The following is a 26,542-nucleotide window of genomic DNA, read 5'->3' on the forward strand; positions in this document are numbered from 1 at the left end:
CGGGTCAACCCTTCATCTTCAGCGGCAGGCCTGCCGCGATAAAATAAACGTCTTGCACTTCGGCCGCCATCAACTGGTGCAGCCGTCCGGCATGGTCGCGAAAATCCCGCGCCATCCTGTTTTCGGGAACGATGCCGAGGCCGACCTCGTTGGAAACGAAGATCAGCCGGGCCTTGGCGAGCGGCAGGTGGGCGGCGAGTGCACGCCCCTCCGCCTCCACATCCCGCTCCGCCATCATGAGATTGGTGACCCAGAGGGTCAGGCAGTCGACAAGGATAACGCGTCCCGGCGCATCGGCTGACAGCAAGGTGCCGACGAGGTCGAGCGGCTCCTCATGTGTCGTCCAGCCGGCATCGGCGCGATCGGCGCGGTGTTTGGCGATACGCGCCTGCATCTCGTCGTCGAAAGCCCGGCCCGTCGCGAGATAATGGCGATCGAAGCCGCTGTCGCGCGCAAGTTTTTCGGCAAAGCGGGATTTCCCGGAACGGGCGCCGCCAAGCACAAGCGTTGCATGGGGAGACAAGGACGGCATGAATCGGTCAGATCGCCGGCGACCAGCAGCGGCAAAAAACAAAAAACCGGCCGGGACCGGATGGAGCAGCAGCCATGACAACCTCCGTGCAGGCAGCGGGGATTTTTCCCCAGGGTGGGCATTATGCCCGGCAGCATGGCAGGTCTCCTGGCTCGCGGTCTCAGGCGCTCCCAAAGAGCGCCGGCGGGGCATTCTCGCCTTCCCGGCGGCAATCGTGAAAAGGCGGACGATTCGTAGACTTGAGAGGCGTCCAACCCCGGTTGATCACGCGTGCCATGCCAGTGGCTTTTCGAATGCCGCCCTTGCCTGTCCCAGGTCCGCACCATGCGGCACCATCTGGAAAGACGGGACGACACCCGACGAATGCCCCTGACCGTTCTACAGTCGCGGGGTCGGCTGTGATGGGGACGCCCGGCTTGGGTCCGTCCTTCCACATTCCCTTTTCATCCCCGGTCGTCTCACGACCCGGGAACCATGCAAAATGATGCGACGATGTAAGCAGTCGGCGCCATCAAGTCAATTGCGGCCATCGCCATCGGCTGACGCGAATGCGCCACGACCGGCAGCGAAAGCAAAGCGGCGTCACAGCTTTCCGACCTCGGCCTTGTTCGCCTCGATCATCTTCTGGAAAAGCCGCCGTGCCTCGTCGGAGGCCTTGCAGGCCTGCATGTGCGTCGCGATAAGATAACCTCTCAGCATATAGCTCATCCGATCGCTCGGCGTTTCGGCCTGCAACGCCGACATCGAATCGACAAGAACGAATTCGCCGCTGCTGGACGTCATTTCGACATCGACACCCTGCAGCCCCGGGTCGAAGGCGGCCCGGACACGCATGCGCATATCCTTGCTCCCCGCGAAGATGACTGTCAGGACCTTGTCTTCGCCGGGACAGGTCACGGAAACGGGCAAGAACGGATTGAGCCCCAAAGCGTGAGCCGGAGCGCCAAAAATCAGCAACATGGCGGCGAGAAAGAATGTCCGCATGGTCTTCTCCGCAAGCATCGACAAACCATACCCCAGAAGCAGGACATCCGGAAGCGAAGCGCGACCGTCCTTGCGGCGCCGATTAGCTGGTCCCGTCGCCAAGCAGCCTGCCCAGCCAGGCCGGATCAAGCACGCCTTCCAGCTCGGCGGCCACCTCGTCGAGCGCCGCATCGACGGAGGCGCGGTAGTCCTGCCGCGAACTGGTGATGCCGAAATCGGCAAGCAGCCGGGCGCGAAAAGCGTCGCTGCCGAACAAGCCGTGCAGATAGCTGCCGGCAACGCGGCGATCGGCCGAAACCGCGCCGTCGGGCCGGCCCTGGATGCGGATGAAAGGCCGGTCGCAATCGCCGCCACGCGTCACGCCGAGATGGATCTCGTATCCCATAAGCGGCACGTCGTATTCGACGGACCAGGCCTCGCTGTTGCGCACCGTCTTCTCGGGCGCCATGTCGGTTTCGACGTCGAGAAGGCCAAGGCCTTCCGCTTCGACGACACTGCCCTCGATTCCGAGCGGATCACGCACCACCCGGCCGAGCATCTGGTAACCACCGCAGACACCGATGACGCGACCGCCGCGCCGCACATGGCGGCGGATATCGTCATCCCAGCCGGCCGCCTTGAAATCCCGCAAGTCCGAAATCGTCGACTTCGATCCGGGCAATACGATCAATCCGGCATCCGCGGGCAGAGGTTCGCCGGCGCGGACGAAAACGAGGTCCACCTCCGGTTCGGCGGCCAGCGGATCGAGATCGTCGAAATTGGCGATGCGCGGCAGAACCGGCACGGCAACCTTGAGCGCCCTGCCTTCAGGACGCGCCAGCCTTTCCAGCACCACCGAATCCTCCGCCGGCAGGCGACCCGCCGCCTTCAGCCACGGCACGACACCGAAGCACGGCCAGCCGGTAAACCCCTCCACGGCGCGGATACCGTCGTCGAACAGCGTCACGTCGCCGCGGAACTTGTTGATGATGTAGCCGGCAATCATTCGCCGATCCTCTTCCGGCAGGATCGCATGCGTGCCGACAAGCGAGGCGATGACCCCGCCCCGGTCGATGTCCCCTACCAGCACCACGGGCACGCCGGCGCGTGTCGCAAACCCCATGTTGGCGATGTCGCCGGCACGAAGGTTGATCTCGGCCGGCGAACCGGCACCTTCGACCAGCACGAGATCGGCATCCCTTGCGACGATATCGAAACTTTCGAGCACCGCTTCCATCAGCTGCGGCTTGAGACGCTGGTAGTCGCGCCCTTTTGCCTGCCCCCAGACCTTGCCCTGCAGGATGATCTGGCTGCCGATATCGGATTGCGGCTTGAGCAGCACCGGGTTCATGTGCACCGAAGACGGCACGCGCGCTGCCCAGGCCTGCAGCCATTGCGCCCGGCCGATCTCGCCGCCGTCATCCGAGACTGCGGCATTGTTGGACATGTTCTGCGGCTTGAACGGACGGACCTTCAGGCCACGGTTCGCGGCCAGACGGCACAGGGCGGCCACCAATACCGTTTTTCCGACATCCGACCCCGTTCCCTGCAACATGATCGCCCGCATCACGCCTCTCTCCTCCGTCCAGCTATGACCGGACAAAAACCCTTGATTTGTTGCATATCAGCCATGCTTTTGCCGCATCCCTTAACGCCATCGGCCTCTCAAGCTCAGCTTAGAAACTTTAAACATGAACATTTGTCGATTTGCGACATAGCACGACGACTCCAGCCATTGAATGAGTGGCCGTCCGGGCGTATATAAGCGTCAACAGAAACAAACAGCCGATCCTGTCGGCAAACGAGGAAACCCATGCTGTACATTTTCCGCAAGAAAAATTCCGTCGAGATCGCCTGGGGTTCCACGGCGCCGCGTTATGGCACGGACAACCGCCTGCAGCAACTGGACACCAGCTTCGGCACGCTCGGCTTCATCCGCACCCGTAACGCCGGCTGATTATCTTCGAATTCCCTTCGTGAATTCCCCTTCACGAACTCCCAAGACAAAAAAACCACCGGCCGCTTTCGCCCGGTGGTTTTTTTGTGAATGGGGTACGGGCGGCATTGCCCGATTAAGCCAGACCCTCGAATGCGAACATGAGAGCTTGGGATCGGTTGGCGAATTGGGCGCGAAAGCCGCGTGGAACCGATCCTTCCACGCGGCTTGCCAATACAAAGGCCGCCTTAGAACTCAACTCAAGGCGCGCTGCTCCGGTACGCAAAACCTGATCCGGAGCCTGTGTGACCAACTCTCGCCACGCCCCAATCTTTAGCCCGACATTCTTACTGGAGCGTTATCAAGCGATTAACCAAAGGTGAATTTCGATTTTTTTTGCGAATTTTGCTAAAAAAAATCTTTCTTGCTCCAAGGCGCGATTTGGACAGGTTTCGTCTCATTTCGCAGGTGACATCAAGCCATAAAAATATTTCAGCCCTGCCATAAGAAAAAAACAGGGCATTTCCTGCGCAGGCCCCCGCCATAAATGCGATAAATTCGGGCAAATCGAACTGTTACAATGGCTTGCTAAGCTGCTGCGACGCCGGATGACGCAGCTGTGAGGTTGATTTCTGTTTCGGAACCCGTAGGCTAATCTTAACCGGTGCAACAAACGTGGCAAAGACAGAGTTCCGCTGCCACTCCAACAACAAACGCAACGGTGCGTGTTCTGACAGTCCGTCTCCCACGCGGACATAAGGGCCGCGCTCAAATCTCGCTATCGGCTGGCCGGGATGCCGCAGTGATCCGGTCCGCCCCACTTCGGGCACTGCACACTAAGACTGGGAGGTCTTAACACATGAAGAAGCTGATCGCTTCGACTTTCCTCGCCGGCGGCCTTTTGGCTTTCGCTGGTGCCGCTCAGGCGGATTGCGGCGACATATCGATCGCCGAAATGAACTGGGCCTCGGCCGGCGTTGCGGCCTATGTCGACAAGATCATCCTGGAAAGCGGTTACGGCTGCAAGGTGACGCTCGTCACCGGCGATACCATGCCGACCTTTACCTCGATGAACGAAAAGGGCGAGCCGGACATGGCGCCCGAATTCTGGGTCAACTCGGTGCGCACGGCGCTGGACGCAGCCGTTGCGGAAGGCCGCCTCATCCAGGCAGCGCCGCTGCTCAGCGATGGTGGCGTCGAAGGCTGGTGGATTCCCAAGTTCCTCGCCGATGCTCACCCCGATATCAAGACGGTTCAGGACGCGCTGAAGCATCCGGAACTGTTCCCGGCTCCGGAAGATCCGTCCAAGGCTGCCGTGATCAACTGCCCGTCGGGCTGGAACTGCCAGGTTTCGACCGCCAACCTCTACAAGGCGATCGAAGCGGAAAAGGCCGGCTTCCAGCTGGTCGACAGCGGCTCTGCCGCCGGTCTCGACGGCTCGATTGCCAACGCCTTCGCAAAGCAGACGGGCTGGCTCGGCTACTACTGGGCACCGACGGCCATCCTCGGCAAGTACGAGATGACCAAGCTGTCCTTCGGCGTCGAGCACGACAAGAAGGAATGGGACGCCTGCACGGCCGTGCCGGATTGCGCTGCACCGAAGGTCAATGCCTATCCGACCTCCGACGTCTACACGATCGTGACCAAGGCTTTCTCTGAAAAGGCCGGCGTTGCGATGGACTACGTCAAGACCCGCAAGTGGGACAACCAGACGGTCGGCAAGGTTCTCGCCTGGATGGACGAAAACCAGGGCACGAACGAAGACGCTGCCAAGCACTTCCTGAAGGACTATCAGGATATGTGGACGAAATGGGTCGCGCCCGATGTCGCCGAGAAGATCAAGGCCTCTCTCTGATCGGCCAGATCGATGAACGTGACGGGCCGCACCGGCCCGTCATCTTCGATTGCGACGAAAGCCCGCCGGCACGTTTCTTGATTCGCCGACAAAAGGCGAAACTCTTCCTGCCAGCCCCGGCAGGAAACATGTCGGCGTCGCAATCAATACATGCTTCCCTCGGGAAGTCCTGTAGAAGTGTCGCGCACGCACTCACAAAACATCGGATGCGCTGGTTCTCACGCAGACCGAAGTCCGGCACAAGCCGGCGACAAGGGGAACGATATGGCTCAATGTAGTTTCTTGCCGGACCTATTCTGCAATTTTCCCGCCGTGGATGAAAATCTCATGCGGGAATTCAAGAAATCGGTCGATCTCAGCTTCAAGGCTTTTGTCCGCAGCTATGGCGACATTCTCACCACCATCATGCAGCCGCTGCAGTGGTTCCTGAACTGGTTGCAGGATTTTTTCGTCAACACGCCCTGGATCATCATCCTGATCGGAATGACGGCGATCGTCTATCTCGCCAGCCGCAATATAAAGATCACCGCAGGCACCGCACTCTCGATGATCGTCATCGGTCTGGTCGGGTTGTGGAACGACACGATGGTGACGCTGGCCATGGTGACGGTCTGTACGCTGATTTCCATCGTCATCGGCATTCCGATCGGCATTTTCATGGCGCGCTCCGACCGGTTCCAGTCGATCGTCAACCCGATCCTCGACGTCATGCAGACGATGCCCAGCTTCGTCTACCTGATCCCCGTGGTGATGATTTTCGGCATCGGCAAGGTTCCCGGCCTGATCGCCGTGGTCATCTATGCCGTTCCGCCGATGATCCGCCTCACCAATCTCGGCATCCGCCTGGTGGACAAGGAAGTGTTGGAGGCCGCCGATGCCTTTGGCTCCTCCAACCGGCAGAAACTCAAGAACGTCCAGATCCCGCTGGCTTTGCCGACGATCATGGCGGGCATCAACCAGACGATCATGATGTCGCTGGCCATGGTGGTCGTCGCCTCGATGATCGGCGTCGGCGGCCTCGGCAAGAACGTGCTGCAGGCGATCACCAACCAGTTCTTCACCGTCGGCTTCCTCAACGGCTTCGCGCTTGTTGCCATCGCCATCATTTTCGACCGCGCAAGCCAGGCATATGGCAGGCGCCTCCAGAAGCATTCGGAGGTCATCCATGGCTAGTCACGGCATCGAGGTCAAAAACCTCTACAAGATTTTCGGCCCACGCGGACGGGACTTCGTCCAGGCTGTCGAAAACGGCATGGGCAAGGGCGAGTTGAACGAGAAGTACGGCCATGTGCTTGGCCTGCAAAACATCAACATCTCGATGCCGGCAGGCGGCGTCATGGTTGTCATGGGCCTTTCGGGCTCCGGCAAGTCGACGCTGATCCGCCACATCAACCGGCTGATCGATCCGACATCCGGCGAAGTCCTCTACGACGGCGTCGATGTCTGCAAGATGAGCGAAAGCGACCTGCGGGAGTTCCGACGCCACAAGACGGCGATGGTGTTCCAGAAATTCGCCCTGCTGCCGCACCGTACAGTACTGGACAACACGGTTTACGGCCTGGAAATCCAGGGCGTCGATCGTGACGACAGCGTCAAGCGGGCGCGACACTGGATCGAACGCGTCGGCCTCAAGGGCTTCGAGAAGCATTATCCGAACCAGCTTTCCGGCGGCATGCAGCAGCGTGTCGGGCTTGCCCGCGCACTCACCAACGACGCCGACATCCTGCTGATGGACGAAGCCTATTCGGCCCTCGATCCGCTGATCCGCGTCGATATGCAGACGGTGCTTCTCGACCTGCAGAAGGAATTGAAGAAGACGGTCGTCTTCATCACCCACGATCTCGACGAGGCGCTGCGCCTCGGCGACAAGATCGCCATCCTGCGCGACGGGCGCGTGGTGCAGCAGGGCACCGGCCAGGAAATCGTCCTCGCACCGGCCGACGACTACATCACCGCCTTCGTCAAGGAAGTGAACCGTGGCCGCGTCATCCAGGCAAAAACGATCATGAAACCGTTGGCCGGCAACCCCGAGGGCATGCCGATTGCCGAAGACATGATCCTCGAGTCCATCGCCAAGGCCCTGACGGACATCGGCCAGAGCCAGGCGCATGTCGTGGATGCGAACGGCAAACCCATCGGCGCCATCGACCTGCACATGGTGATTGCCGCAATGGTGACGCCGACCAGTCATCTGGACCAGGCTGCGGCCTGATCGCCCTGGACAGCCAACATCCGGAAAGGCGCCTTCAAAGGCGCCTTTCTGCCGTCTGGGGCCGGATCAGGGTCCGCTTGCCTGTTGCAATCACATAAAGATATATTTATATCTTTCTGAAATATCCAACAATGAGGACGACCCATGAGCGCCGCCAATCCCCTGTCCGATCTCCTTGCCGAAAAAGGCGTGCTGCTGGCCGATGGCGCCACGGGAACGAGCCTTTTCGCAATGGGCCTTGAAGCGGGAGAGGCGCCTGAACTCTGGAACGAAGACAAGCCGGAAAACATCACCAAGCTGCACCAGGACTTCGTTGATGCCGGTGCCGACATCATCTTGACCAACACCTTCGGCGGCACGCGTCACCGCCTGAAACTGCACCATGCCGCCGACCGCGTGTTCGAGATCAACAAGAAGGCGGCGGAAATCGCCCGCACCGTGGCCGAGGCCGCCGGCCGCAAGGTCATCGTCGCCGGTTCCGTCGGCCCAACCGGTGAACTGCTGCTGCCGCTCGGCGCCCTCACCTACGAGGACGCCGTCGCAGCCTTTGTCGAGCAGATCGAGGGCCTGAAGGCAGGCGGCGCCCAAGTCGCCTGGATCGAAACCATGTCGTCGCCGGACGAGATCCGTGCTGCGGCGGAAGCCGCCGTCAAGGTAGGCCTGCCCTACACCTATACGGGCTCCTTCGACACGGCGGGAAAAACCATGATGGGCCTGCCGCCGAAGGATATTCACGGCGTGGCAGCCGATATCGGCGGAGGCCCGGTGGCCGTCGGCGCCAATTGCGGCGTCGGTGCGTCCGATATTCTCTCCAGCCTGCTCGATATGACCGAGGCCGATCCGGCGGCGACGGTGATCGTCAAGGGCAATTGCGGCATTCCGGAATTCCGCGGCTCGGAAATCCATTATTCCGGCACGCCGCCGCTGATGGCCGAATATGCCCGCCTCGCTCGCGATGCCGGCGCCAAGATCATCGGCGGTTGCTGCGGCACGTCCTGCAACCATCTTGCCGCCATGCGCCAGGCACTTGACAGCTACACGCCGTCACCGCGCCCGACCCTTGGCGACATCGTCGAAAAGATCGGCCCGCTCCGCAACAAGACGGCAAACGAGACCCCCGCGGCCCCTACCCGCGAACGCGGACGACGCCGGGGCTGATACCTGACCCGATGCGCAAGCCGGCCGGCGGCTCCGCCGGTCAGGCCATCGCGGCCTTGTAGAACTCGATGTAACCGTTCTTCAGGCCCGGCTTGATATCGTCCGCCATCATCAATGCGATATGGAAGCGGGTATCGATCTCAAGTTGATTCAATGCCATGTCAGCTAGATACTGCATCGTCTTGCTGTATTTTTCCGGGGATTGTTTGACTATATTCAGGTAAACCGTGAAGTACTCAAACGACAGAAACGCCCGCGCATTTTGTTTTTCCTCGTCCGACAGAGGCAACCGGGCGCGCGACAGGAAAACGAAAAGATCGAGGAACTGCAACAGCCCCTCGTATTTTTGGCCATCGGCAGGCAGGCCGGCTTCAACGAATAAGCGAATGCCCTGCTTCTGGATCATATCCTTGCTCGACCATTGATCCATGTTGTACTTGAAGATTGTGCTCGGATCGTAGGCCATCTTTCCGTATGCGAAAAGCGCCAATACCTGGGCCCAATCGCAATAGCCGCCTTTCGTCGGATGATGATGATTGAAAAGCTCCATCAGAGCCAGATAAGGCTCCTTGCGGAAGATGCTGTAGAAGGCGCTATTACTGCTACCCCGAGCTGCGATGTATTCCCGTATCCGTGTCGCCGGGTCGCTTCCGGAAATGCTGAATTTCTGGACGTTGACAACACCGCGACTGGTCGTCACCACATGCGTCATAGGCCTGACGCCGATATGATCGACCGGCAACGAAGCCAGATCGACAGCCTGGAGCTGCGGGTTGAACTCTATTTCATCGTCATCGCCCATCATGATGACGAACGGTGTTTGCGCAGCACCAATCGCTGCGAGGAAATTCTGACCGACGTCGAGGCCGTCGGTAATCACATAGGTCAGGCGCGACGAGTGGTGCGACCAGTATTTCCTCTTCTCCTCGTCACCGGAATTGTCGGCAATGACCAGAAAGGCATCCCGCGCGGCACAATATTCGAGTGCCGTCTCGATGGCACGGCGTGAAGCCTCGAACTTGCGATTGCTGGGCATACAGAGGGACAGCATTGTCATTTTCGGCTCCGGAAATGCTTGCGTCGGCGCGAACGGCATCCGTCCGTCGAATCGAGGCGATTTTGGGCCGAGCCTTTTGTATGCGGCCGGAATTGTCAACCGTTGCCCGGCAACGGCTAGAGGGGGCCGCCGGATAACGTGTTTCCGCCAGCCTTGCGACAGCCTCGCCGCCTAGACTGCCGGCAACAGGGAAACGATGGCAGGCGTATTGATGTCAATTCATCTTCAAAAGGCTCTTCAAACGTACAAGTCGGGCAACTACAAGAAGACCATCACTCTTCTTTCGCCGGTCCTGCGGCAACCCGGCGTGCCGACGGAAGCGCTGCTGATGGCGGCGCAATGTCATTTCAAGACGCAGCAATTTCCCGAGGCTGCCGAATATTACGGCCGGGCGGCCGCCATGAGGACCGGCAAGGAAGCCGGGATCCTGCGGACACTGGCAGCCAAAATGCGGTCGCGCGCCGGCCAGACCCGGGAAGCGCTCGCCGCTGCGCGTGATGCAGCGCGGAGCTATGGTTTCGATAGCGATGCCGAGGAGGGTTACAGGCGCATCCTGCAAGTGTCCCTCTGCCTTGATGAGGCCGAGCAGGCCCATGCGGAGTTTCTCGCCGGGATGCAGGCCGGCAATACGGCGCTTTTCGACATCGAGGCGGTGTTCGATCACATCACCTGGTGTGGCGACGAGGCGATCAATGCGAGGATCACCCGGGTTCAGAACGGCAAACCCTTCACCGCCGAGGCACACGCCGCGCGCCGCGCCCGACCGCATCGGTGGGGCGAGAAAATCCGCATCGGTTACCTGTCCAACGACTTTGCCGACCAGCATGCGACGATGCGCCTTTTCCAGGGTGTCATCCTTGCCCATGACCGCGAAAAGTTCGACGTCACCCTGTTTTGTTATACACCGTCCGACCTGATCGCCCTCGACAAGGGCATGCGCCGGCAATATCCCGGCCTCGTGCCGATCGGCCATCTCGACGATCAGGCCGCCGAAAAGCGGATCCGCAACCAGGGCATCGATATCCTCGTTGATCTGAAGGGCCACACGAAAGGCGCCCGGATCGATCTCGTCAATCGTGGGCTGGCGCCGGTCCAGGTGGCCTATCTCGGTTATCCCGGCACCGGCAGAGGCATCGACTGCGATTATGCGCTCACCGATCCCATCGTCACGCCGGACAGTTCCAAGCCCTATTACCACGAAAAGCTCTGCCGCATGCCGGAATCGTATCAGTCGAACGACGGCCGTTTTCGCGAACTACCGCCGCCGGCATCCCGCGAAAGCCTCGGCCTGCCTGAAGACAGGATCGTTTTTGCTTCCTTCAATGCTCACCGCAAGATCACGCCTGCCACAGCAAGCCTGTGGGTGCGCATCCTCGAGGCGACGGGCGACAGCATCCTCTGGATCATGTGCACCGACACTTTTGCCCAGGAAAACTTCGTCCATTACCTGCAGTCGCGCGGCATAGCCGCCGAGCGCATCCGGTTTGCCGCCAGTACGGCCTACGGCGAGCATGTCGCCCGGCTGCAGGCGGCCGACATCGGCCTCGACACATTCCCCTATAACGGCCACACCACCACATCCGACAAGCTGTGGGCCGGCCTGCCTGTCGCGACGAAAAAGGGCAGCAACTTTGCCTCCCGCGTTTCGGAAAGCCTGCTCAACGCGCTTGGCGTGCCGGAACTCGTGGCGGCCGATGACGATCAATACGTCCGGCTCTGCATCGACCTTGCAAAAGATCACGAAAAACGCGCCGCCATCCGGCAAAAAATTGTCGACAACCGCTTCTCGGCTCCGCTTTTCGATACCGAACGCTTCACGCGCCATCTCGAGCTGGCCTACGAGATGATGGCCGAAAGGGCGAAAGCCGGGCTGGAGCCGGATCACCTCGACGTGCCTGCCCTGCCGCCGCGCGCAGAACCCTTCGGATCAAACCCGACGTAAGGCGCTTGCCGCTCCTGGCCTCGCTGCCTATCCATCCTTGCTTCGAATCAACAGACAAGAACCAGAGCTTACCCATGCAGACCACCCCGATTTCTTTTCCGGATCGCGATACCGTCGCCGAAAAACTGGCGAGCTTCGGCGAAGCCGATCAGTCTTTTCTCAAGCTTTTGATGGAAAATCCGCAGCAGGACGAAAGCCTGTTGCAGGGGATCGAGCTTTACCTCCATAACGCCTCCAAAGGGCACTTCCTCAACTCGCTGAAGCTGGAAAAATGCGGCCAGTGGCTTGGAGAAACGGCGCCCGACCGCCTGCAGATTCGCCTGAACGAGACGGCCCGGCAAAGCCAGCACCCCGCCTATGGCGCATTCAAGTCCGGCCTGCTGCGCTCCGGCGGCCTGGAAAAAGCCTATCCCAAGGCGAAGATCTAAAGAGTTGATTTCAGCCGGGACGGCTGGTCACGACGGCAAGGATAGGGCCGACGGGAAAAAGCCCGTCGTGCCGCTTCATATCCGGCACATAGAGGCTGGAGATCGTGCCGTCGAAAAACAGCGCATTGGCGCAACCGAGCTCATCCCGGAAAAGCAGCGCCAGGTCGTAGAACCGTACGACCCGCTCAGAGACGACGGTGTGGACGATGCCGTTGCCATCGACGCCGACGCCGTTGCGGACGTTCAGGCTGTCGCTGTTTGGTATGAAGCGCGGATGGATCTTGCCGTCGATCACCAACATCGGCCCGGATTGCGTCGCATACCAGGGTTTTATACCGGCGGAGAGGTAGGCGTTCGTTTCCATCACGCCGGCCTTTTTGCCATCGACATAAAAGATCCCGTTCGGCAGCAGGTGGAAATTGCCCCAGCCAGCCTTGGTGCTGGCTTTCTGCCGCTCGATGCCGTTCTCGATGTAAAGGCCAACCGGCGACAGATCATCATGATACATGCCGGCATTCATGGCGAAATGCACCGTGGTCTTGTCGACGGCGACATCGCTCAGCATGGCGCGGAAACTGCCGTAAGGCTTGCCGGCGTAGTTGCTGTGATAGAGCCGGATCTCGGCCTGCGCAGGATCGAAGCTGCAGACCGTATAGGGCTGGCCGAGATGCATGACGCTGCGGCAGGTTTCACCGGCCATGGCGGCATGGCCTGAAAAAAATGCTGCCGAGGCAGCAACCAGCTTCAAGAAGAACCGCATCGTAAAAATTCCTCCGCCGACGGAATCGCAGCTTTCGATAGGAACGAAAAGACATCGCCAGACATTCGCAAGCAATACGGCAAAAGATGGAACGGCCCCGCCTCACAAGGAAAGTGCCGCCATGTGGAAGCGCAACTGCGCCGCCGGGTAGCGATAGTCCAGCCCCACAGGACAGGCTTCACGGGCAAGGCATCCAGCCTGCATGCAGCCGGCCTGACCTGCGGCAGTGGCAAGATGCGTGCGGCAGCCGGACACATCGAAACCATCGGCGGTGACAGCGTCGACAGGACAGCCGTGCAGACACGGCTTCGTTTTGCAAACGTCGCAGGGGTGCTGCTCAGGGGAGAAGGCGGGCGCAGGTGAAAACGCCTGCCGGAATGCGAGGGCGCCGCGATAACCATGCCAGAGGCCGTAGCGAGGATGAATGAGAATGCCGAGCGGCGACGGTTTCAATCCTTCGGCGCGCTTCGCCCATTGCTGAAACGGCTGCCAGGGTGGATCGGATGGAAAGAAGGCGGCGGCGCCAAAGGTTTCTGCCACCGGGCGGATGACGGATTTCGACCAAGTGTCCAGCGGATCGGCCACCGGATGGTCTTCATGCCAGCGCGCGAAGGCCGGCCACAACGATCCGCCGATATTGCCGAGCAGCACGACGGTTTTCGCCCGCTCGCCATCGGCAAGCAACGGCCCGTCACCCGTCTCGCCGAAATCCACCTGTCCGCGCAAAAAAATACCGTGCGGCGCAAGCGCCGCACGGATATCGATCAAGGGATCAAGGCCGCCGTTCACTGCGGCCCCTTGTATTCATAGTGCGGTCGCCAGACTTCCTTCTGGATCCAGTCAGCGACGGACTTTGCACCGCCTTGCTCCCTGGCGGCATCGGGCTCTCTTCAGGTGAAGGCGTCCGGCATCGAATCCTTGCGCTTCTGGATGTAGTCCAGCAGCGCCTGGTCGATGGCGGGATCGAGCGGCGGTGCCTCATAGTGCTCGAGCCAGGTGCGGCAAAGTGCATTGGCGCGCTGCTCGATACGCTTCTCGCCTTCGATTTCCCACTGTTCGAACGAGTTGTTGTCGGTGAGCGGCGAGCGGTAGAAGGCGGTCTGGAAGTTCGCCTGGGTGTGCGAGCAGCCGAGGTAATGGCTGCCGGGGCCGACTTCGCGGATCGCGTCCATCGCCTGGCCGTCCTCGGAGAAATCGATGCCCATCGCCATCTTCTGCATCATGCCGAGCTGGTCCTGGTCGATCATGAATTTTTCGTAGGACGAAACCAGGCCGCCTTCGAGCCAGCCGGCCGCATGCAGCACGAAGTTGGTGCCGGCCAAAAGCGTCATGTTCAGCGTCGCTGCCGATTCGTGTGCCGCCTGGGCATCCGGAACCTTGGAACCGCAGAGCGAGCCGCCGGTACGGAACGGCAGGCCGAGGCGGCGGGCGAGATGGGCGGCGCCGTAGGATACCAGCGATGGCTCCGGCGTACCGAAGGTCGGCGCGCCCGACTGCATCGAGATCGACGCGGCAAAGGTACCGAACAGCACCGGCGAACCCTTGCGGATCAGCTGGGTGAAGGAGGCGCCGGCCAGAACTTCCGCAAGAATCTGCGTCAGCGTGCCGACGACGGTGACCGGGCTCATCGCGCCCGACAGGATGAACGGCGAAACGACAGAGGCCTGGTTGTGGCGGGCATAGACCTTGAGCGCGCCGAGCATCGTCTCGTCGAAGACCATCGGCGAGTTGGCGTTGATCAGGTTCAGCGTCACGCAGTTGTTTTCGACGAAATCGTCGCCGAACACCAGCTTGGCCATGGCGACCGTGTCTTCGGCGCGTTCCGGCGCCGTTACAGAACCCATGAACGGCTTATCGGAATATTTGATATGGCTGTAGACCATGTCGAGGTGGCGCTTGTTCACCGGGATATCGACCGGTTCGCAGACCGTGCCGCCCGACGAATGCATCGACGGCGCCATATAGGAAAGCTTCACGAAGTTACGGAAGTCCTCGATCGTCGCATAACGCCTCTGGCCGTCGAGATCGCGAACGAACGGAGGGCCGTAGACCGGGGCGAAGACGGTGGCGTTGCCGCCGATCCGCACGCTGCGTTCCGGATTGCGCGCATGCCACATGAATTCTTTCGGCGCGGTCTTGAGCAGCTCGCGGCAGAGGCCACGCGGGAAATGCACCCGCTCGCCCTTGACGTCGGCACCCGCTTCGCGCCACAGCGCCAGCGCCTCGGCGTCGTCGCGAAACTCGATGCCGATTTCTTCCAGCACCGTTTCCGCATTGCGTTCGATCAGCTGCAGGCCTTCCTCGTCAAGGACTTCATAAGCCGGGATCTTGCGCTGGATGTAAGGCAGGGACGGTCCTGGTCCGCCGCCGCTGCGCGAAGCACGGCGTGCCGCCGCTCCCCGACCCTCGCCGCGCGCCCGGCGGCCGCCACCTTCGTTCGGCGTTTCCGCCTGTTCGATCTTCTCATCCATGATGCTTCCTCAAATCGCGCTGAATGCGCTTCCCCTTTTATCCCATGCTAACGGATTTCGCATTTGGAACATTCCTCAAAACGCCACCGATTTGTGCAGGGCAGACATGGAAACAGGCTTTTGCCCGCATTTCCGGCCTGCCGGCAAACCGGATTTTTTTCAGTCAAATCATGGAATCCTGTGGGGCCGGGCTGACGGAAATCATTTTTCACCCGCAAAGAGGCCGAAATGCCGGAAAATCGACCTGGTTGCGACGACTTGCCGGATACCGTCGCTTTTTCTTATCGCGACGTCGCTTTCGAAAACAGGTTCCCGGTCATTGAGGTTTAACTGTGGATAAGGCAAGGTCGCCTGACCGATTTGCTCCGCATCACGAACCCGGGAACCCGAAAATGTCCGACGACGAAATCATCCTCGCAGATCTCTCTGACGATGAACTCGTGCAACAGATGCATGACGATCTTTACGACGGCCTCAAGGAAGAGATCGAGGAAGGCACGAACATCCTTCTCGAGCGTGGCTGGGCTCCCTACGACGTGCTCACCCAGGCCCTCGTCGAAGGCATGCGCATCGTCGGCATCGACTTCCGCGACGGCATTCTGTTCGTGCCGGAAGTTCTTTTGTCCGCCAATGCGATGAAAGCCGGCATGACCATTCTTCGCCCGCTGCTGGCCGCCACAGGCGCGCCGAAGCAGGGCAAGCTGGTGATCGGCACCGTCAAGGGCGATATCCACGACATCGGCAAGAACCTTGTCGGCATGATGATGGAAGGCGCCGGCTTCGACGTCGTCGACCTCGGCATCAACAATCCGGTCGAGAACTATCTTGAGGCGCTGGAGCGGGAAAAGCCCGACATCCTCGGCATGTCGGCCCTTCTGACCACCACCATGCCCTACATGAAGGTCGTCATCGACACCTTGAAGGAAAAGGGCCTGCGCGACGAATACATCGTCCTCGTGGGCGGCGCGCCGCTCAACGAGGAATTCGGCAAGGCCGTCGGCGCCGATGCCTATTGTCGCGACGCGGCCATTGCCGTGGAAACGGCCAAGGACTTCATCAAGCGCAAGCACAATCAGCTGGCGTCGAACGCCCACTGATCGATTTGGAACAGTGGCGGCTTGATCTGCCGCCACTGTGCCCCCACTTTATTGGGCGGCGTTCTCGACCGATCGGCCGGCGTCCTGGGTCGCATCGACGGCATTGGCCGTATCCCGACCGATACCGCGTATCGTGTTGCCGCAGGCGGTCAGTGCCACGAGCGTCAGGCAGCAGACGGCGATTTTCGAGAGTTTTGCAAATGCCATGGCGGGATCCTTCTCCATGCAAAATGATGATCACGAACCCGGCAGACCGGGTCCCCCCGGAGAACGCACGGCCAGCGATAAAGTTCACGTGATCGCTTGCGGCGCTATCGCGCGCGAAGTGTTGGCAGTGCAAAAACTCAACGGGCTCGACCACATCGAACTGACCTGTCTTCCCGCCATCTGGCATGCCCATCCGCAGCGTATCGCGCCCGGACTGGAGCAGGCGATCCAGGAAGCGCGGGCCCGCGGCATCGAAAAAATCTTCATCGGTTATGCCGATTGCGGCACCGGCGGCGCCATCGACAAGATCTGCGAACGCGAAGGCATCGAACGGCTGTCCGGGCCGCACTGTTATTCCTTCTTTGCCGGCAACGCGGATTTCGCCGCCCGCTGGGATGACGACGTCACCGCCTTCTTCCTCACCGATTTCCTTGCGCGCCAGTTCGAGGCCTTTGTCATCGAGCCGCTCGGCCTCGACCGGCATCCGGAACTCAAGGACATGTATTTCGCCCACTATACCAAGCTGATCTACCTGTCGCAGGTGGAAGACCCTGCCCTGCAGGAAAAGGCAAAGTGGGCCGCCGACTATCTTGGCGTCGCCTACGAATATCGCCACACAGGCTATGGCGACCTGCAGGCAGAGCTGCTGGCGGCCAGCCGCTAACAATCCGTTTACCATGACGAGCGCGACGGCGGCGGCGTTAACACCGTCCTAAGCTCTGCTTTCCCAAAGTCTCCCGCATGTCAGACCATGCCGAGACCGTCACCCATCGCAACGATGCCATCGTCCTGATGACCGCAGGCGGTGCCAATCCGCGCCTGGTGATCAACGCGCTGGCGCCGATGTTTGCCAATCTCACCGTCATCGAGGAACAGCCGGAGGCAAAATCCGTGCTGCTCAAGCGACGTGCCAGGAAACTCGGCTGGATTGCCGCCCTCGGCCAGCTGGCGACGATGGTCGTCTCGCGGCTGGGCAAGAATGCCGTGCGGCGGCGCAGCGAGGCGATCATTTCCGCGCACGGCCTTTCGGATGCCGTCAATCCGAAGATAACCGTCATCCATGTGCCTTCGCTCAACGATCCGGCCTGCCACGAGGCCGTGGCCCGGCTGCAGCCGAAGGCGGTGGTCACCGTTTCCTGCCGTATCCTCAGCCGGCAGACGCTGGCCGCCATCCCCTGCCCGGTCATCAACCTGCATGCCGGCATCAATCCGGCCTATCGCGGCCAGATGGGTGGCTACTGGGCGCTCGCAAGCGGCGACGCGGAGAATTTTGGCGCGACGGTGCATCTCGTCGATGCCGGCATCGACACTGGCGATTCGCTTTACGAGGTGCGGCCGAAGCCCGAAAAAGGCGATACGATGATGACCTACCCGCTGCTTCTCACGGCGGCGGCGATCCCTTCGGTGGTGCAGGCGCTGGACGATGCGCTGACCGGAAGGCTGAAGCCGTACCAGCCCGGCGGCATTTCAAAAATGCATTACAATCCCACCATTTGGACCTGGCTTTGGAATGGCGTCGCAAAAGGCGTGTGGTAAACTGAGCCCACGTCGTTTTTGATCTTGTGCGACGTCGTGGCGAGCCAAGTCAACGACGCGGCGCGCGTGCAATGTGACCCAAAGAGGAGTTTCAACGCATGGCCGACCGCATCGTCGTCTTCTGGCGGGATATCCCCGCACAGGTCATCATCAAGCAGGGGCGCAAATCGGCAAAACGCGAGTTGTCGTTGCGTTTCACCGAAGCCATCGACATGGCTGCGATGCGCACGGGTGCTGCCGAATCCGGCGACTATCTCGCCGAATGGCGCAAGGCCGATCCTGTGCCGGTCGCCTCGGACGATCTGGAAGCCGAAGCAGACACCGCCGTCGCCGAAATCGAAGCCGCCTATGACCGCGAACGGCTGGTCGCGCTCGTCAAAGCCGGAGGCCGCGACGATGGCTGACGCAAAACCCGGCAATGCCGCCCCCGCCAAGAAGGCCGCCACAGGCGCGTTCACCCCGGCCGGCGTTTCGCCGAACCGGCGCGCGCGGCGCAGCTACACGATCCGCCTCTGGGCCGTGCGCCACTCGCGTTTCTTCGAGTGGTTCTACCACCGCTTCGCCGATGTCTTCCTGATGCTGCATCCGCTGTGGAACGCCATCGGCTACGGCCGCGTCGAGCGGCCGATCACCTTCATCGAGCGCAACGTCAAGGGCCTGCTGTTCGACTGTCGCATGTGCGGCCAGTGTGCGCTGTCGTCGACGGGCATGTCCTGCCCGATGAACTGCCCGAAGCAGCTGCGCAACGGCCCCTGCGGCGGCGTGCGCGCCAACGGCAATTGCGAGGTCGAGCCGGACATGCCCTGCGTCTGGGTGCAGGCCTGGAAGGGATCGCAGAACATGACGGGCGGACAGGCGATCCTGAACGTGCAGAAGCCGGTGAACCAATCGCTCCGGGAAACCTCGTCCTGGCTGCGTGTCACCGCCGAAGCTGCGGCAAAACGCGAAGCGGAAAAGAAAGAAATGCAGGCATGAGCCCCGACATCAATCCCTTCGATCCCGGCGCGCCGCTCGATCCGCTTCCCGGCCATTCGTCGCGCGGCCGGCTGGAGCGCGTGCTGCGCCGCGGCGAGTTCGCCGTTACCGCCGAGCTCAACCCACCGGACAGCGCCAATCCTCAGGACGTCTACGAACGTGCGGCGATCTTCGACGGCTGGGTGGACGGCATCAACGCCGTCGATGCCTCCGGCGCCAACTGCCACATGTCCTCCGTCGGCATCTGCGCGCTTTTGACCCGCATGGGCTACGCCCCGATCATGCAGATCGCCTGCCGCGACAAGAACCGCATCGCCATCCAGGGCGACGTGCTCGGCGCCTCGGCCATGGGCGTGCAGAACATCATGTGCCTGACCGGCGACGGCGTACAGGCCGGCGACCAGCCGGGTGCCAAGCCGGTCTTCGACCTCGACTGCATGTCGCTGCTCGAAACCGTGCGTGTGATGCGCGACAACGGCAAATTCCTCTCCGGCCGCAAGCTGACGACGCCACCGCAGGTGTTCCTCGGCGCCGCCATCAATCCCTTCGCACCGCCCTACGATTTCCGCCCCTACCGGCTCGGCAAGAAGATCGAGGCGGGCGCGCAGTTCGTCCAGAGCCAGTATTGCTTCGACGTGCCGATGTTCCGCGCCTACATGGACAAGGTCCGCGACCTCGGTTTCGATGAAAAATGTTTCATCCTCGTCGGCGTCGGGCCGCTCGCTTCGGCCAAGACCGCGAAATGGATCCGCTCCAACGTGCCGGGCATCCATATTCCCGACGCGATCATCAAGCGCCTGGAAGGCGCCGAGGACCAGAAGAAGGAAGGCAAGCAGCTCTGCATCGACATCATCAATGAGGTGAAGGAGATCAAGGGCGTTTCCGGCGTTCACGTCATGGCCTACCGCCAGGAGGAATATGTCGCCGAGATCGTCCATGAATCCGGCGTGCTCAAGGGCCGCAAGCCCTGGACCCCGGAAGAAAACCCGACCGACGCGCTGGTGGCCGCCCGCATGAACCAGATGCGCCAGGGCACCGAGCAGAACCAGCAGCAACTGGCGGAAATCGCCGCCCATCATCCGCATTGATTTCAACAAGTTCCGGCATGCCGCCGGACCTTGTAACAGTTAACCCGGCAGGCTAGACCTCTTTCACCCGCCGCCCAAAGGACGACATATGACCCGCACTATCGTAGCATCTGCCACACGCGAAATCGTCATCGGCTTCGACCAGCCGTTCTGCGTCATCGGCGAGCGCATCAACCCGACCGGCCGCAAGAAGCTGGCCGCCGAAATGCAGGCCGGCAACTTCGAGACCGTCATCAAGGACGCGCTGGAGCAGGCCGCCGCCGGCGCCACCATGCTCGATATCAATGCCGGTGTTACCGCCGTCGATCCGAACGCCACAGAACCCGGTCTTCTCGTGCAGACGCTGGAGATCGTCCAGGGCCTCGTCGATCTGCCGCTCGCCATCGACAGCTCGGTAACCGCCGCCATCGAGGCCGGCCTCAAGGTCGCCAAGGGCCGTCCGCTGGTCAACTCGGTCACCGGCGAGGAAGAGAAGCTCGAAGCCATCCTGCCGCTGGTGAAGAAATACAACGTGCCCGTCGTCGCCATCTCCAACGACGAGACCGGCATCTCCATGGACCCGGACGTGCGTTTCGCCGTCGCCAAGAAGATCGTCGAACGCGCCATGGACCACGGCATCAAGCCGGAAGACGTCGTCGTCGACCCGCTGGTCATGCCGATCGGCGCGCTGGGCGATGCCGGCCGCCAGGTCTTCGCGCTGCTGCGCCGCCTGCGCGAGGAGCTGAAGGTCAACACCACTTGCGGCCTGTCCAACATCTCCTTCGGCCTGCCGCACCGCCACGGCATCAATGCCGGCTTCATCCCGATGGTCATCGGCGCCGGCATGACCTCGGCGATCATGAACCCCTGCCGCCCGCAGGAAATGGAAGCCGTACGCGCCGCCAACGTGCTGAACGGCACGGACGCCAATTGCTCGAACTGGATCATGACCTACCGCGACCACAAGCCGTCTGAAGGCGGCGGCGCGACCGCCGCTGCCGCCCCGGCTCCGGCCGCAGGCGGCCGCCGCGGCGGCCGTGCGGCACGCGCCGGCGCGGGTGCTGCGTCGGAGTGAACGAGCCGTTCCCTCTTCTCCCCAGCGGGGAGACGTGCCGAGCGAATGCGAGGCGATGAGGGGGTGAGCGGCACGGCCGCGAACGGCCGGAGCATCACGCGACGGACGGAAATTGCCGAAGCGTCGCCCCTCATCCGACCCTTCGGGCCACCTTCTCCCAGCCGGAGAGATGGGGAGCCAGACAAGTCCCCTCTTCCCGTTTCCGGGGTGAGGGTAAGGGTGCGGGGCAGGACGCTGCCTCCGATCTACCCCACAGATACACCGCATACCAGGAACCGCACCGATCATGACCGAAGCCGCCGAAAAAGAAGCCCTCGTCCTCTTCATGCCGTCCGGCAAGCGCGGAAGGTTTCCCGTCGGCATGCCGGTGCTTGAGGCGGCACGAAAACTCGGCGTCTATGTCGAAAGCGTCTGCGGCGGCCGGGCCACCTGCGGGCGCTGTCAGGTCTCGGTGCAGGAAGGCAATTTCGCCAAGCACCAGATCGTCTCCTCCAACGATCACATTTCGCCGGTCGGACCGAAAGAAGAGCGCTACGACAAGGTTCGCGGCTTGCCGGAAGGTCGGCGCCTGTCCTGTTCGGCGCTGATCCAGGGCGACCTCGTCATCGACGTGCCGCAGGATACGGTGGTCAATGCCCAGGTCGTCCGCAAGGCGGCAACTGACCGCGTCATCGAACGCAATGCGGCGATCCAGCTCTGTTACGTCGAGGTGGAAGAACCCGACATGCACAAGCCGCTCGGCGACCTCGACCGGTTGAAGGCGGTGCTGGAAAACGACTGGGGCTGGAAAAACCTTTTGATCGCCCCCCATCTCATCCCGCAGGTGCAGGGCATCCTGCGCAAGGGCAACTGGGGCGTCACCGCCGCCATCCATCGCGACATGGATAGCTCCCGTCCCTTCATCATCGGCCTGTGGCCCGGCCTGAAGAATGAGGCATACGGCATCGCCTGCGACATCGGTTCGACGACCATCGCCATGCATCTCGTCTCGCTGCTCTCCGGCCGCATCGCCGGCTCCTCGGGCACGTCGAACCCGCAGATCCGCTTCGGCGAAGACCTGATGAGCCGCGTCTCCTACGTGATGATGAACCCCGATGGCCGCGAGGCGATGACCAAGGCGGTGCGCGAGGCGATCAACGGGCTGATCGGCAAGGTCTGCGACGAGGCCACCGTCGACCGCCACGATATTCTCGACCTGGTCTTCGTCGCCAACCCGATCATGCACCACCTGTTCCTCGGCATCGATCCGACCGAACTCGGCCAGGCGCCGTTTGCGCTCGCCGTCTCCGGCGCGCTGCAATACTGGGCGCACGAGATCGACATCGACGTCAACCGCGGCGCCCGCGTCTACACCCTGCCCTGCATCGCCGGCCATGTCGGCGCCGATGCCGCCGGCGCGACGCTCGCCGAAGGCCCCTACCGCCAGGACAAGATGATGTTGCTGGTCGATGTCGGCACCAATGCGGAAATTATTCTCGGCAATCGCAAGCGTGTCGTCGCCGCCTCCTCGCCCACCGGCCCGGCTTTCGAAGGCGCAGAAATCTCCTCCGGCCAGCGCGCCGCCCCCGGCGCCATCGAGCGCGTGCGCATCGACCCCACGACCCTGGAGCCGAAATTCCGGGTGATCGGCGTCGACAAGTGGTCGGACGAAGAGGGTTTTGCCGAAGCGGCCGCAAGCGTCGGCGTCACCGGCATCTGCGGCTCGGCGATCATCGAGGTCATCGCCGAGATGTATCTGTCCGGCATCATCTCCGAGGACGGCGTGGTCGATGGTTCGATGGCGGAGAGAAGCACGCGCATCATCCCCAACGGCCGAACCTTCTCATACCTGCTGCACGACGGCGAACCACGCATCACCGTCACCCAGAACGACGTCCGGGCGATCCAGCTTGCCAAGGCCGCCCTCTATGCCGGCATCAAGTTGTTGATGGAAAAGCAGGAGGTGACGCATGTCGACACCATCCGCTTCGCCGGCGCCTTCGGCTCGTTCATCGATCCGAAATACGCCATGGTGCTCGGCCTCATCCCCGATTGCGACCTGGCAGAGGTCAAGGCGGTCGGCAACGCCGCCGGCACGGGCGCCCTGATGGCGCTGCTCAACCGCGGCCATCGTCGGGAGATCGAAGAGATCGTCCGCAAGATCGAAAAGATCGAGACGGCGCTGGAATCGAACTTCCAGCAGCTTTTCATCGACGCCATGGCGATGCCGAACAAGGTGGACGCCTTCCCCAACCTTTCGAGCGTGGTCACCTTGCCGGAACGCAAGGCACCGTCCGAGGATGGTGGTGGAGAGGGCGGCGGGGGCCGACGCCGGCGCCGCAGCCGGGAATAAAAGCTTTCCCGGTCAGCGGGCCGTAACGAAAAACCGGCGTCAGGCCGCTTTCGACAACTCGTCGAACGCATCGCGAATGCAATCGGCCACCACCTGCACCGGTGTCGCCGCCTGCGGCGCAACGATCAACCGGATGTCGAAGGGCGGCAATTCCGGCAAGCCTTCCTTTTCGCCGAGGATCATCATGTCTTCCGTGACATAGGAACGCGGGAACGGCGCGATTGCGAGGTCGGACGTGATCGCCGCCCGCTGTGCCATCGTGTGGGCACTGAGATAAGCGACGCGGTAGGGCCGCCGGCTGCGCTCCAGCTGCGCGATGGCTTCCGAACGCCACAGGCAGCCGTCTTCCCAGATCGAAATCGGCAGCGGATCGCGCAAGTGCGCCGTGCCGCATTTCGCGCCGGCCCACACCAGACGCTCGGTAAAGATCACCTCGCCGCCGGTGAAGACCGGGCGGCTGGCGCAGTTGATCAAGGCCAGGTCGAGCCGCTGCTCCTCCATGCGACGGCGCAGCGACAGGCTCATGTCAACGGTGACGTCGATGGTGATGCCCGGATGGGTTTCGGCGAATTTCTTCAGGATTCGCGGCAGCAACCGCTCGCCGAGATCATCCGGCGCCCCCAGCCGCACCACGCCGCGCATTTCCGGCATCTTGAACCGCGACACCGCCTCATTGGACAGCGCGATCATGCGTCGTGCATAGGCCAGCAGCGTCTCGCCGTTTTCCGTCAGCGCCACCGAACGCGCGTCGCGCAGGAAAAGCACGGTCCCGAGCTGCTCCTCCAGCTTCTTCACCTGCATCGACACGGCGGAAGGCGTGCGCAAAACCGCATCGGCAGCCGTCGAGAAATTGCCGGTCTCCGCTATCGCCACGAAGGTGCGAAGGATTTCGATGTCGAGCAACGGGAGCGGCTGGCGGAAGATCGCGGTCATGTCACTATCTTTCAATTTTTCTGATCTTAATGACGATATCATTTCGTTTGATTGAATGTCAACCTTGGGCGAAGATGCAAACATCAGAGGAACGAATTCCACGCGAGCCAAAGGAGAAGATCATGAGCCTCTATCGTCTCTGCTTGATCCTGCTGCGCAAGGGCGCAATTCCGGCAGGATCGTTCGATGAAATCGCCCGGGCACGGCGTCTGGCAGATGCCGAAATCGCCCGGCTTCCACTCGGTCTCGGTCTTGACCTCGACTGGCCACCCCGCGCCCACCCGCGTATCGCGGCGCACCGACCACTCAGTTTCGTCAATCGAAACTCATAAAAAAACCTGATGAACAACATAAAATCTATTCACTTGTTTGATACATGAGCCGGAAGCATAGTGATCATCGAAGACGATGCTTTCGGCTTCAAATCAAACGGAAAGGAACCTGACAATGACTTCGCTTGCCCCCATCTCAAGAAGCAGTTCACCGGAACGGTTCGTTCCGATTTCCGGCTCGGTGAAGAGCCCCGCACGTTTCATCGACCGCGTCCGCGACGGCTGGAGCCGCTGGAAGACGGAACGCGCCATCGAGGCGATGCCGGCCGACATGCGCAAGGATATCGGCTGGCCCACAACCGACATCCGCACCCCGGCAGGCAACCGCTGATGCGGAAGCGCGATAACAAAAACGACATCTCCCCCAGGTGACAAACCGCCGGAAGCTCGTTTCCCGGCGGTTTTCCTTGCCGGTCGCATTTAGGATTATTGATTAATTTTCAATAAGATATGGATGATATCCGGATTTCCGTGCCAATATAGCGACGGTTACCCGCATCTGAATGTCGCAAAAATACCGAACAGGAGGCGTTTTCCACGCTTCCCAAGCTCGTACATTCATGCCAGTGTCGCTTTTAGGCCAAAACGCCGGCGGAGCGAACGATTGCTCCGCAACACCGTGGCATGGATATTCCTCGATGAGCAAAGCGCCTACCAAGAAACGTTCCCTTGTCTTCTTCCTTGTGCCGCATTTCACCATGCTGCCTTTCGCGGCCGCAATTGAAACGCTCCGGATTGCCAACCGGATGCTCGGCTATTCCGCCTATGTCTGGCGGCTGGCCTCAGCCGACGGCGAAAAAGTCTATTCCTCCAGCGGCATCGGCATCGAAGTCACCTCTTCGCTGGCCGACGAACGCCGGCATCTCGGCGGCGAAAACCGGCCGAACATGGTGCTGGTCTGTTCCGGCATCTATGTGGAGGAGTTCCACAACAAATCCGTCAACGCCTATCTGCGCGAGACCTACAATCGCGGTGTCGCCGTCGGCAGTCTCTGTACGGGCGCGCATGTGCTTGCCCAGGCCGGTCTCCTGAACGGCAAGCGCTGCGCCATCCACTGGGAAAACCTCCCGGGCTTTTCGGAAGCCTTCCCGCAGGCCGAGGTCTATGCCGACCTCTATGAAGTCGACAGCAACATCTACACCTGCGCCGGCGGCACGTCGTCCCTCGACATGATGCTCAACCTGATCGGCCAGGATTTTGGCGAAAACCTCGTCAACCGCGTCTGCGAACAGGCGCTGACCGACCGTGTCCGCTCGCCGCACGACCGCCAGCGCCTGCCGCTGCGCGCCCGCCTCGGCGTCCAGAACTCCAAGGTTTTGTCGATCATCGAGTTGATGGAAAGCAATCTCGCCGAACCGCTGTCGCTGATCGAGATCGCCGACAATGCCGGCCTCTCCCGCCGACAGATCGAGCGCCTGTTCCGCCAGGAGATGGGTCGCTCGCCGGCCCGCTACTACCTGGAAATTCGTCTCGACCGCGCCCGGCATCTGCTGGTGCAGTCCTCCATGCCGGTGGTGGAAGTCGCCGTCGCCTGCGGTTTCGTCTCCGCCTCGCACTTCTCGAAGTGTTATCGCGAACTCTACAACCGCTCGCCGCAGCAGGAGCGCGCCGAGCGCAAGTTGACGACGTCGACCAATCGCACCGGCGTTGTGATCTGATCAACACTTTGAGGAC

At 61.5% G+C, this 26,542-nt stretch carries 27 protein-coding genes and 1 riboswitch; of the genes, 18 read left to right on the top strand and 9 right to left on the bottom strand.

From position 1 onward, the window contains the following. Window positions 1–4 precede the first annotated feature (4 nt). The 3 genes from cobU to ACSQ3I_RS15780 form a co-directional block, all read right to left on the bottom strand. Window positions 5–532 (bottom strand): bifunctional adenosylcobinamide kinase/adenosylcobinamide-phosphate guanylyltransferase, encoded by a 528-nt coding sequence (gene cobU, locus ACSQ3I_RS15770; RefSeq protein ID WP_436000434.1) that lies wholly within the window; start codon window positions 530–532, stop codon window positions 5–7. A 120-nt stretch (window positions 533–652) separates the two neighbouring features. Beyond that, window positions 653–1,024, bottom strand: a riboswitch (cobalamin riboswitch). 90 nt (window positions 1,025–1,114) lie between these two features. Continuing rightward, entirely contained in the window at window positions 1,115–1,516 is a 402-nt protein-coding gene (locus ACSQ3I_RS15775) for a hypothetical protein (protein WP_436000435.1), read from the bottom strand. 82 nt (window positions 1,517–1,598) lie between these two features. Continuing rightward, window positions 1,599–3,065 carry a cobyric acid synthase gene (locus tag ACSQ3I_RS15780; protein WP_436000436.1) on the bottom strand — a complete coding sequence of 489 codons (1,467 nt, stop codon included), beginning with the start codon at window positions 3,063–3,065 and terminating at the stop codon, window positions 1,599–1,601. 243 nt (window positions 3,066–3,308) lie between these two features. On the opposite strand from ACSQ3I_RS15780, the gene ACSQ3I_RS15785 reads away from it, so the two are divergent. The 5 genes from ACSQ3I_RS15785 (at window position 3,309) to bmt (ending at window position 8,656) form a co-directional block, all read left to right on the top strand. Then, on the top strand, window positions 3,309–3,452 hold the full coding sequence (locus tag ACSQ3I_RS15785) for a hypothetical protein (RefSeq protein ID WP_436000438.1): 144 nt from the start codon (window positions 3,309–3,311) through the stop codon (window positions 3,450–3,452). Between the two features lie 838 nt (window positions 3,453–4,290). Next, on the top strand, window positions 4,291–5,286 hold the full coding sequence (locus ACSQ3I_RS15790) for a glycine betaine ABC transporter substrate-binding protein (protein WP_436000440.1): 996 nt from the start codon (window positions 4,291–4,293) through the stop codon (window positions 5,284–5,286). A 264-nt stretch (window positions 5,287–5,550) separates the two neighbouring features. Next, window positions 5,551–6,459, top strand: a complete 909-nt coding sequence (locus ACSQ3I_RS15795) for an ABC transporter permease (RefSeq protein WP_436000441.1) — start codon at window positions 5,551–5,553, stop codon at window positions 6,457–6,459. Further along, window positions 6,452–7,498: a quaternary amine ABC transporter ATP-binding protein gene (locus tag ACSQ3I_RS15800; protein ID WP_436000442.1), complete on the top strand. Its 1,047-nt coding sequence runs from the start codon at window positions 6,452–6,454 to the stop codon at window positions 7,496–7,498. Before ACSQ3I_RS15795 ends, ACSQ3I_RS15800 begins: the two co-directional genes overlap by 8 nt. A 144-nt stretch (window positions 7,499–7,642) precedes the next feature. After that, a complete protein-coding gene (bmt, locus tag ACSQ3I_RS15805; protein WP_436000444.1) occupies window positions 7,643–8,656 on the top strand; it encodes a betaine--homocysteine S-methyltransferase in 1,014 nt (337 codons plus the stop codon). Window positions 8,657–8,696: 40 nt separating this feature from the next. Here the strand turns inward: bmt and ACSQ3I_RS15810 are convergent, their stop codons facing one another. Then, window positions 8,697–9,713 (bottom strand): hypothetical protein, encoded by a 1,017-nt coding sequence (locus ACSQ3I_RS15810; RefSeq protein ID WP_436000446.1) that lies wholly within the window; start codon window positions 9,711–9,713, stop codon window positions 8,697–8,699. A 211-nt stretch (window positions 9,714–9,924) separates the two neighbouring features. Here ACSQ3I_RS15810 and ACSQ3I_RS15815 point away from each other — a divergent pair, with 211 nt between their 5' ends. Both ACSQ3I_RS15815 and ACSQ3I_RS15820 read left to right on the top strand, forming a co-directional pair. Beyond that, entirely contained in the window at window positions 9,925–11,655 is a 1,731-nt protein-coding gene (locus ACSQ3I_RS15815) for an O-linked N-acetylglucosamine transferase family protein (protein ID WP_436000448.1), read from the top strand. Between the two features lie 74 nt (window positions 11,656–11,729). Then, entirely contained in the window at window positions 11,730–12,083 is a 354-nt protein-coding gene (locus tag ACSQ3I_RS15820; RefSeq protein ID WP_436000450.1) for a hypothetical protein, read from the top strand. A 10-nt stretch (window positions 12,084–12,093) separates the two neighbouring features. On the opposite strand, the gene ACSQ3I_RS15825 is transcribed toward ACSQ3I_RS15820, so the two are convergent. The 3 genes from ACSQ3I_RS15825 to ACSQ3I_RS15835 form a co-directional block, all read right to left on the bottom strand. After that, window positions 12,094–12,843 (bottom strand): phosphodiester glycosidase family protein, encoded by a 750-nt coding sequence (locus tag ACSQ3I_RS15825; protein ID WP_436000452.1) that lies wholly within the window; start codon window positions 12,841–12,843, stop codon window positions 12,094–12,096. A 102-nt stretch (window positions 12,844–12,945) separates the two neighbouring features. Next, window positions 12,946–13,632: a ferredoxin gene (locus ACSQ3I_RS15830; RefSeq protein ID WP_436000453.1), complete on the bottom strand. Its 687-nt coding sequence runs from the start codon at window positions 13,630–13,632 to the stop codon at window positions 12,946–12,948. Window positions 13,633–13,733: 101 nt separating this feature from the next. Beyond that, window positions 13,734–15,314, bottom strand: coding sequence for a trimethylamine methyltransferase family protein (locus ACSQ3I_RS15835; RefSeq protein ID WP_436000455.1), 1,581 nt, complete (start codon window positions 15,312–15,314; stop codon window positions 13,734–13,736). Window positions 15,315–15,706: 392 nt separating this feature from the next. Between ACSQ3I_RS15835 and ACSQ3I_RS15840 the strand changes: the two genes are divergently transcribed. Further along, window positions 15,707–16,411 (top strand): corrinoid protein, encoded by a 705-nt coding sequence (locus ACSQ3I_RS15840; RefSeq protein WP_436000456.1) that lies wholly within the window; start codon window positions 15,707–15,709, stop codon window positions 16,409–16,411. A 48-nt stretch (window positions 16,412–16,459) separates the two neighbouring features. Here ACSQ3I_RS15840 and ACSQ3I_RS15845 read toward each other — a convergent pair whose 3' ends face one another. Then, window positions 16,460–16,618 carry an entericidin gene (locus tag ACSQ3I_RS15845; protein WP_436000457.1) on the bottom strand — a complete coding sequence of 53 codons (159 nt, stop codon included), beginning with the start codon at window positions 16,616–16,618 and terminating at the stop codon, window positions 16,460–16,462. Between the two features lie 16 nt (window positions 16,619–16,634). On the opposite strand from ACSQ3I_RS15845, the gene ACSQ3I_RS15850 reads away from it, so the two are divergent. The 7 genes from ACSQ3I_RS15850 (at window position 16,635) to ACSQ3I_RS15880 (ending at window position 23,603) form a co-directional block, all read left to right on the top strand. Beyond that, window positions 16,635–17,282, top strand: coding sequence for a DUF1638 domain-containing protein (locus ACSQ3I_RS15850; protein WP_436000458.1), 648 nt, complete (start codon window positions 16,635–16,637; stop codon window positions 17,280–17,282). Window positions 17,283–17,359: 77 nt separating this feature from the next. Beyond that, window positions 17,360–18,154: a formyl transferase gene (locus ACSQ3I_RS15855; protein ID WP_436000460.1), complete on the top strand. Its 795-nt coding sequence runs from the start codon at window positions 17,360–17,362 to the stop codon at window positions 18,152–18,154. A gap of 98 nt (window positions 18,155–18,252) precedes the next feature. Continuing rightward, entirely contained in the window at window positions 18,253–18,558 is a 306-nt protein-coding gene (locus ACSQ3I_RS15860; protein WP_436000462.1) for a virulence factor, read from the top strand. Continuing rightward, entirely contained in the window at window positions 18,551–19,129 is a 579-nt protein-coding gene (locus ACSQ3I_RS15865; RefSeq protein WP_436000464.1) for a methylenetetrahydrofolate reductase C-terminal domain-containing protein, read from the top strand. The genes ACSQ3I_RS15860 and ACSQ3I_RS15865 overlap by 8 nt, the downstream gene beginning before the upstream one ends. Beyond that, window positions 19,126–20,217: a methylenetetrahydrofolate reductase gene (locus tag ACSQ3I_RS15870; RefSeq protein ID WP_436000466.1), complete on the top strand. Its 1,092-nt coding sequence runs from the start codon at window positions 19,126–19,128 to the stop codon at window positions 20,215–20,217. Before ACSQ3I_RS15865 ends, ACSQ3I_RS15870 begins: the two co-directional genes overlap by 4 nt. An 88-nt stretch (window positions 20,218–20,305) precedes the next feature. Further along, entirely contained in the window at window positions 20,306–21,271 is a 966-nt protein-coding gene (locus ACSQ3I_RS15875) for a methyltetrahydrofolate cobalamin methyltransferase (RefSeq protein ID WP_436000468.1), read from the top strand. 286 nt (window positions 21,272–21,557) lie between these two features. Further along, complete coding sequence (locus tag ACSQ3I_RS15880; RefSeq protein WP_436000470.1) at window positions 21,558–23,603, top strand: ASKHA domain-containing protein; 2,046 nt, start codon at window positions 21,558–21,560, stop codon at window positions 23,601–23,603. 39 nt (window positions 23,604–23,642) lie between these two features. Here ACSQ3I_RS15880 and ACSQ3I_RS15885 read toward each other — a convergent pair whose 3' ends face one another. Further along, entirely contained in the window at window positions 23,643–24,578 is a 936-nt protein-coding gene (locus ACSQ3I_RS15885; protein ID WP_436000472.1) for a LysR family transcriptional regulator, read from the bottom strand. Between the two features lie 80 nt (window positions 24,579–24,658). On the opposite strand from ACSQ3I_RS15885, the gene ACSQ3I_RS15890 reads away from it, so the two are divergent. From ACSQ3I_RS15890 to ACSQ3I_RS15900, 3 genes are all read left to right on the top strand, one after another. Then, complete coding sequence (locus tag ACSQ3I_RS15890) at window positions 24,659–24,868, top strand: hypothetical protein (protein ID WP_436000474.1); 210 nt, start codon at window positions 24,659–24,661, stop codon at window positions 24,866–24,868. Window positions 24,869–24,983: 115 nt separating this feature from the next. After that, window positions 24,984–25,199, top strand: a complete 216-nt coding sequence (locus ACSQ3I_RS15895; protein WP_436000476.1) for a hypothetical protein — start codon at window positions 24,984–24,986, stop codon at window positions 25,197–25,199. Between the two features lie 307 nt (window positions 25,200–25,506). Beyond that, window positions 25,507–26,526 carry a GlxA family transcriptional regulator gene (locus tag ACSQ3I_RS15900; protein ID WP_436000478.1) on the top strand — a complete coding sequence of 340 codons (1,020 nt, stop codon included), beginning with the start codon at window positions 25,507–25,509 and terminating at the stop codon, window positions 26,524–26,526. Window positions 26,527–26,542: the final 16 nt, after the last annotated feature.

The sequence above is a fragment of the Rhizobium sp. LjRoot30 genome, assembly GCF_964253915.1.
Taxonomy (GTDB): Bacteria; Pseudomonadota; Alphaproteobacteria; order Rhizobiales; family Rhizobiaceae; genus Metarhizobium.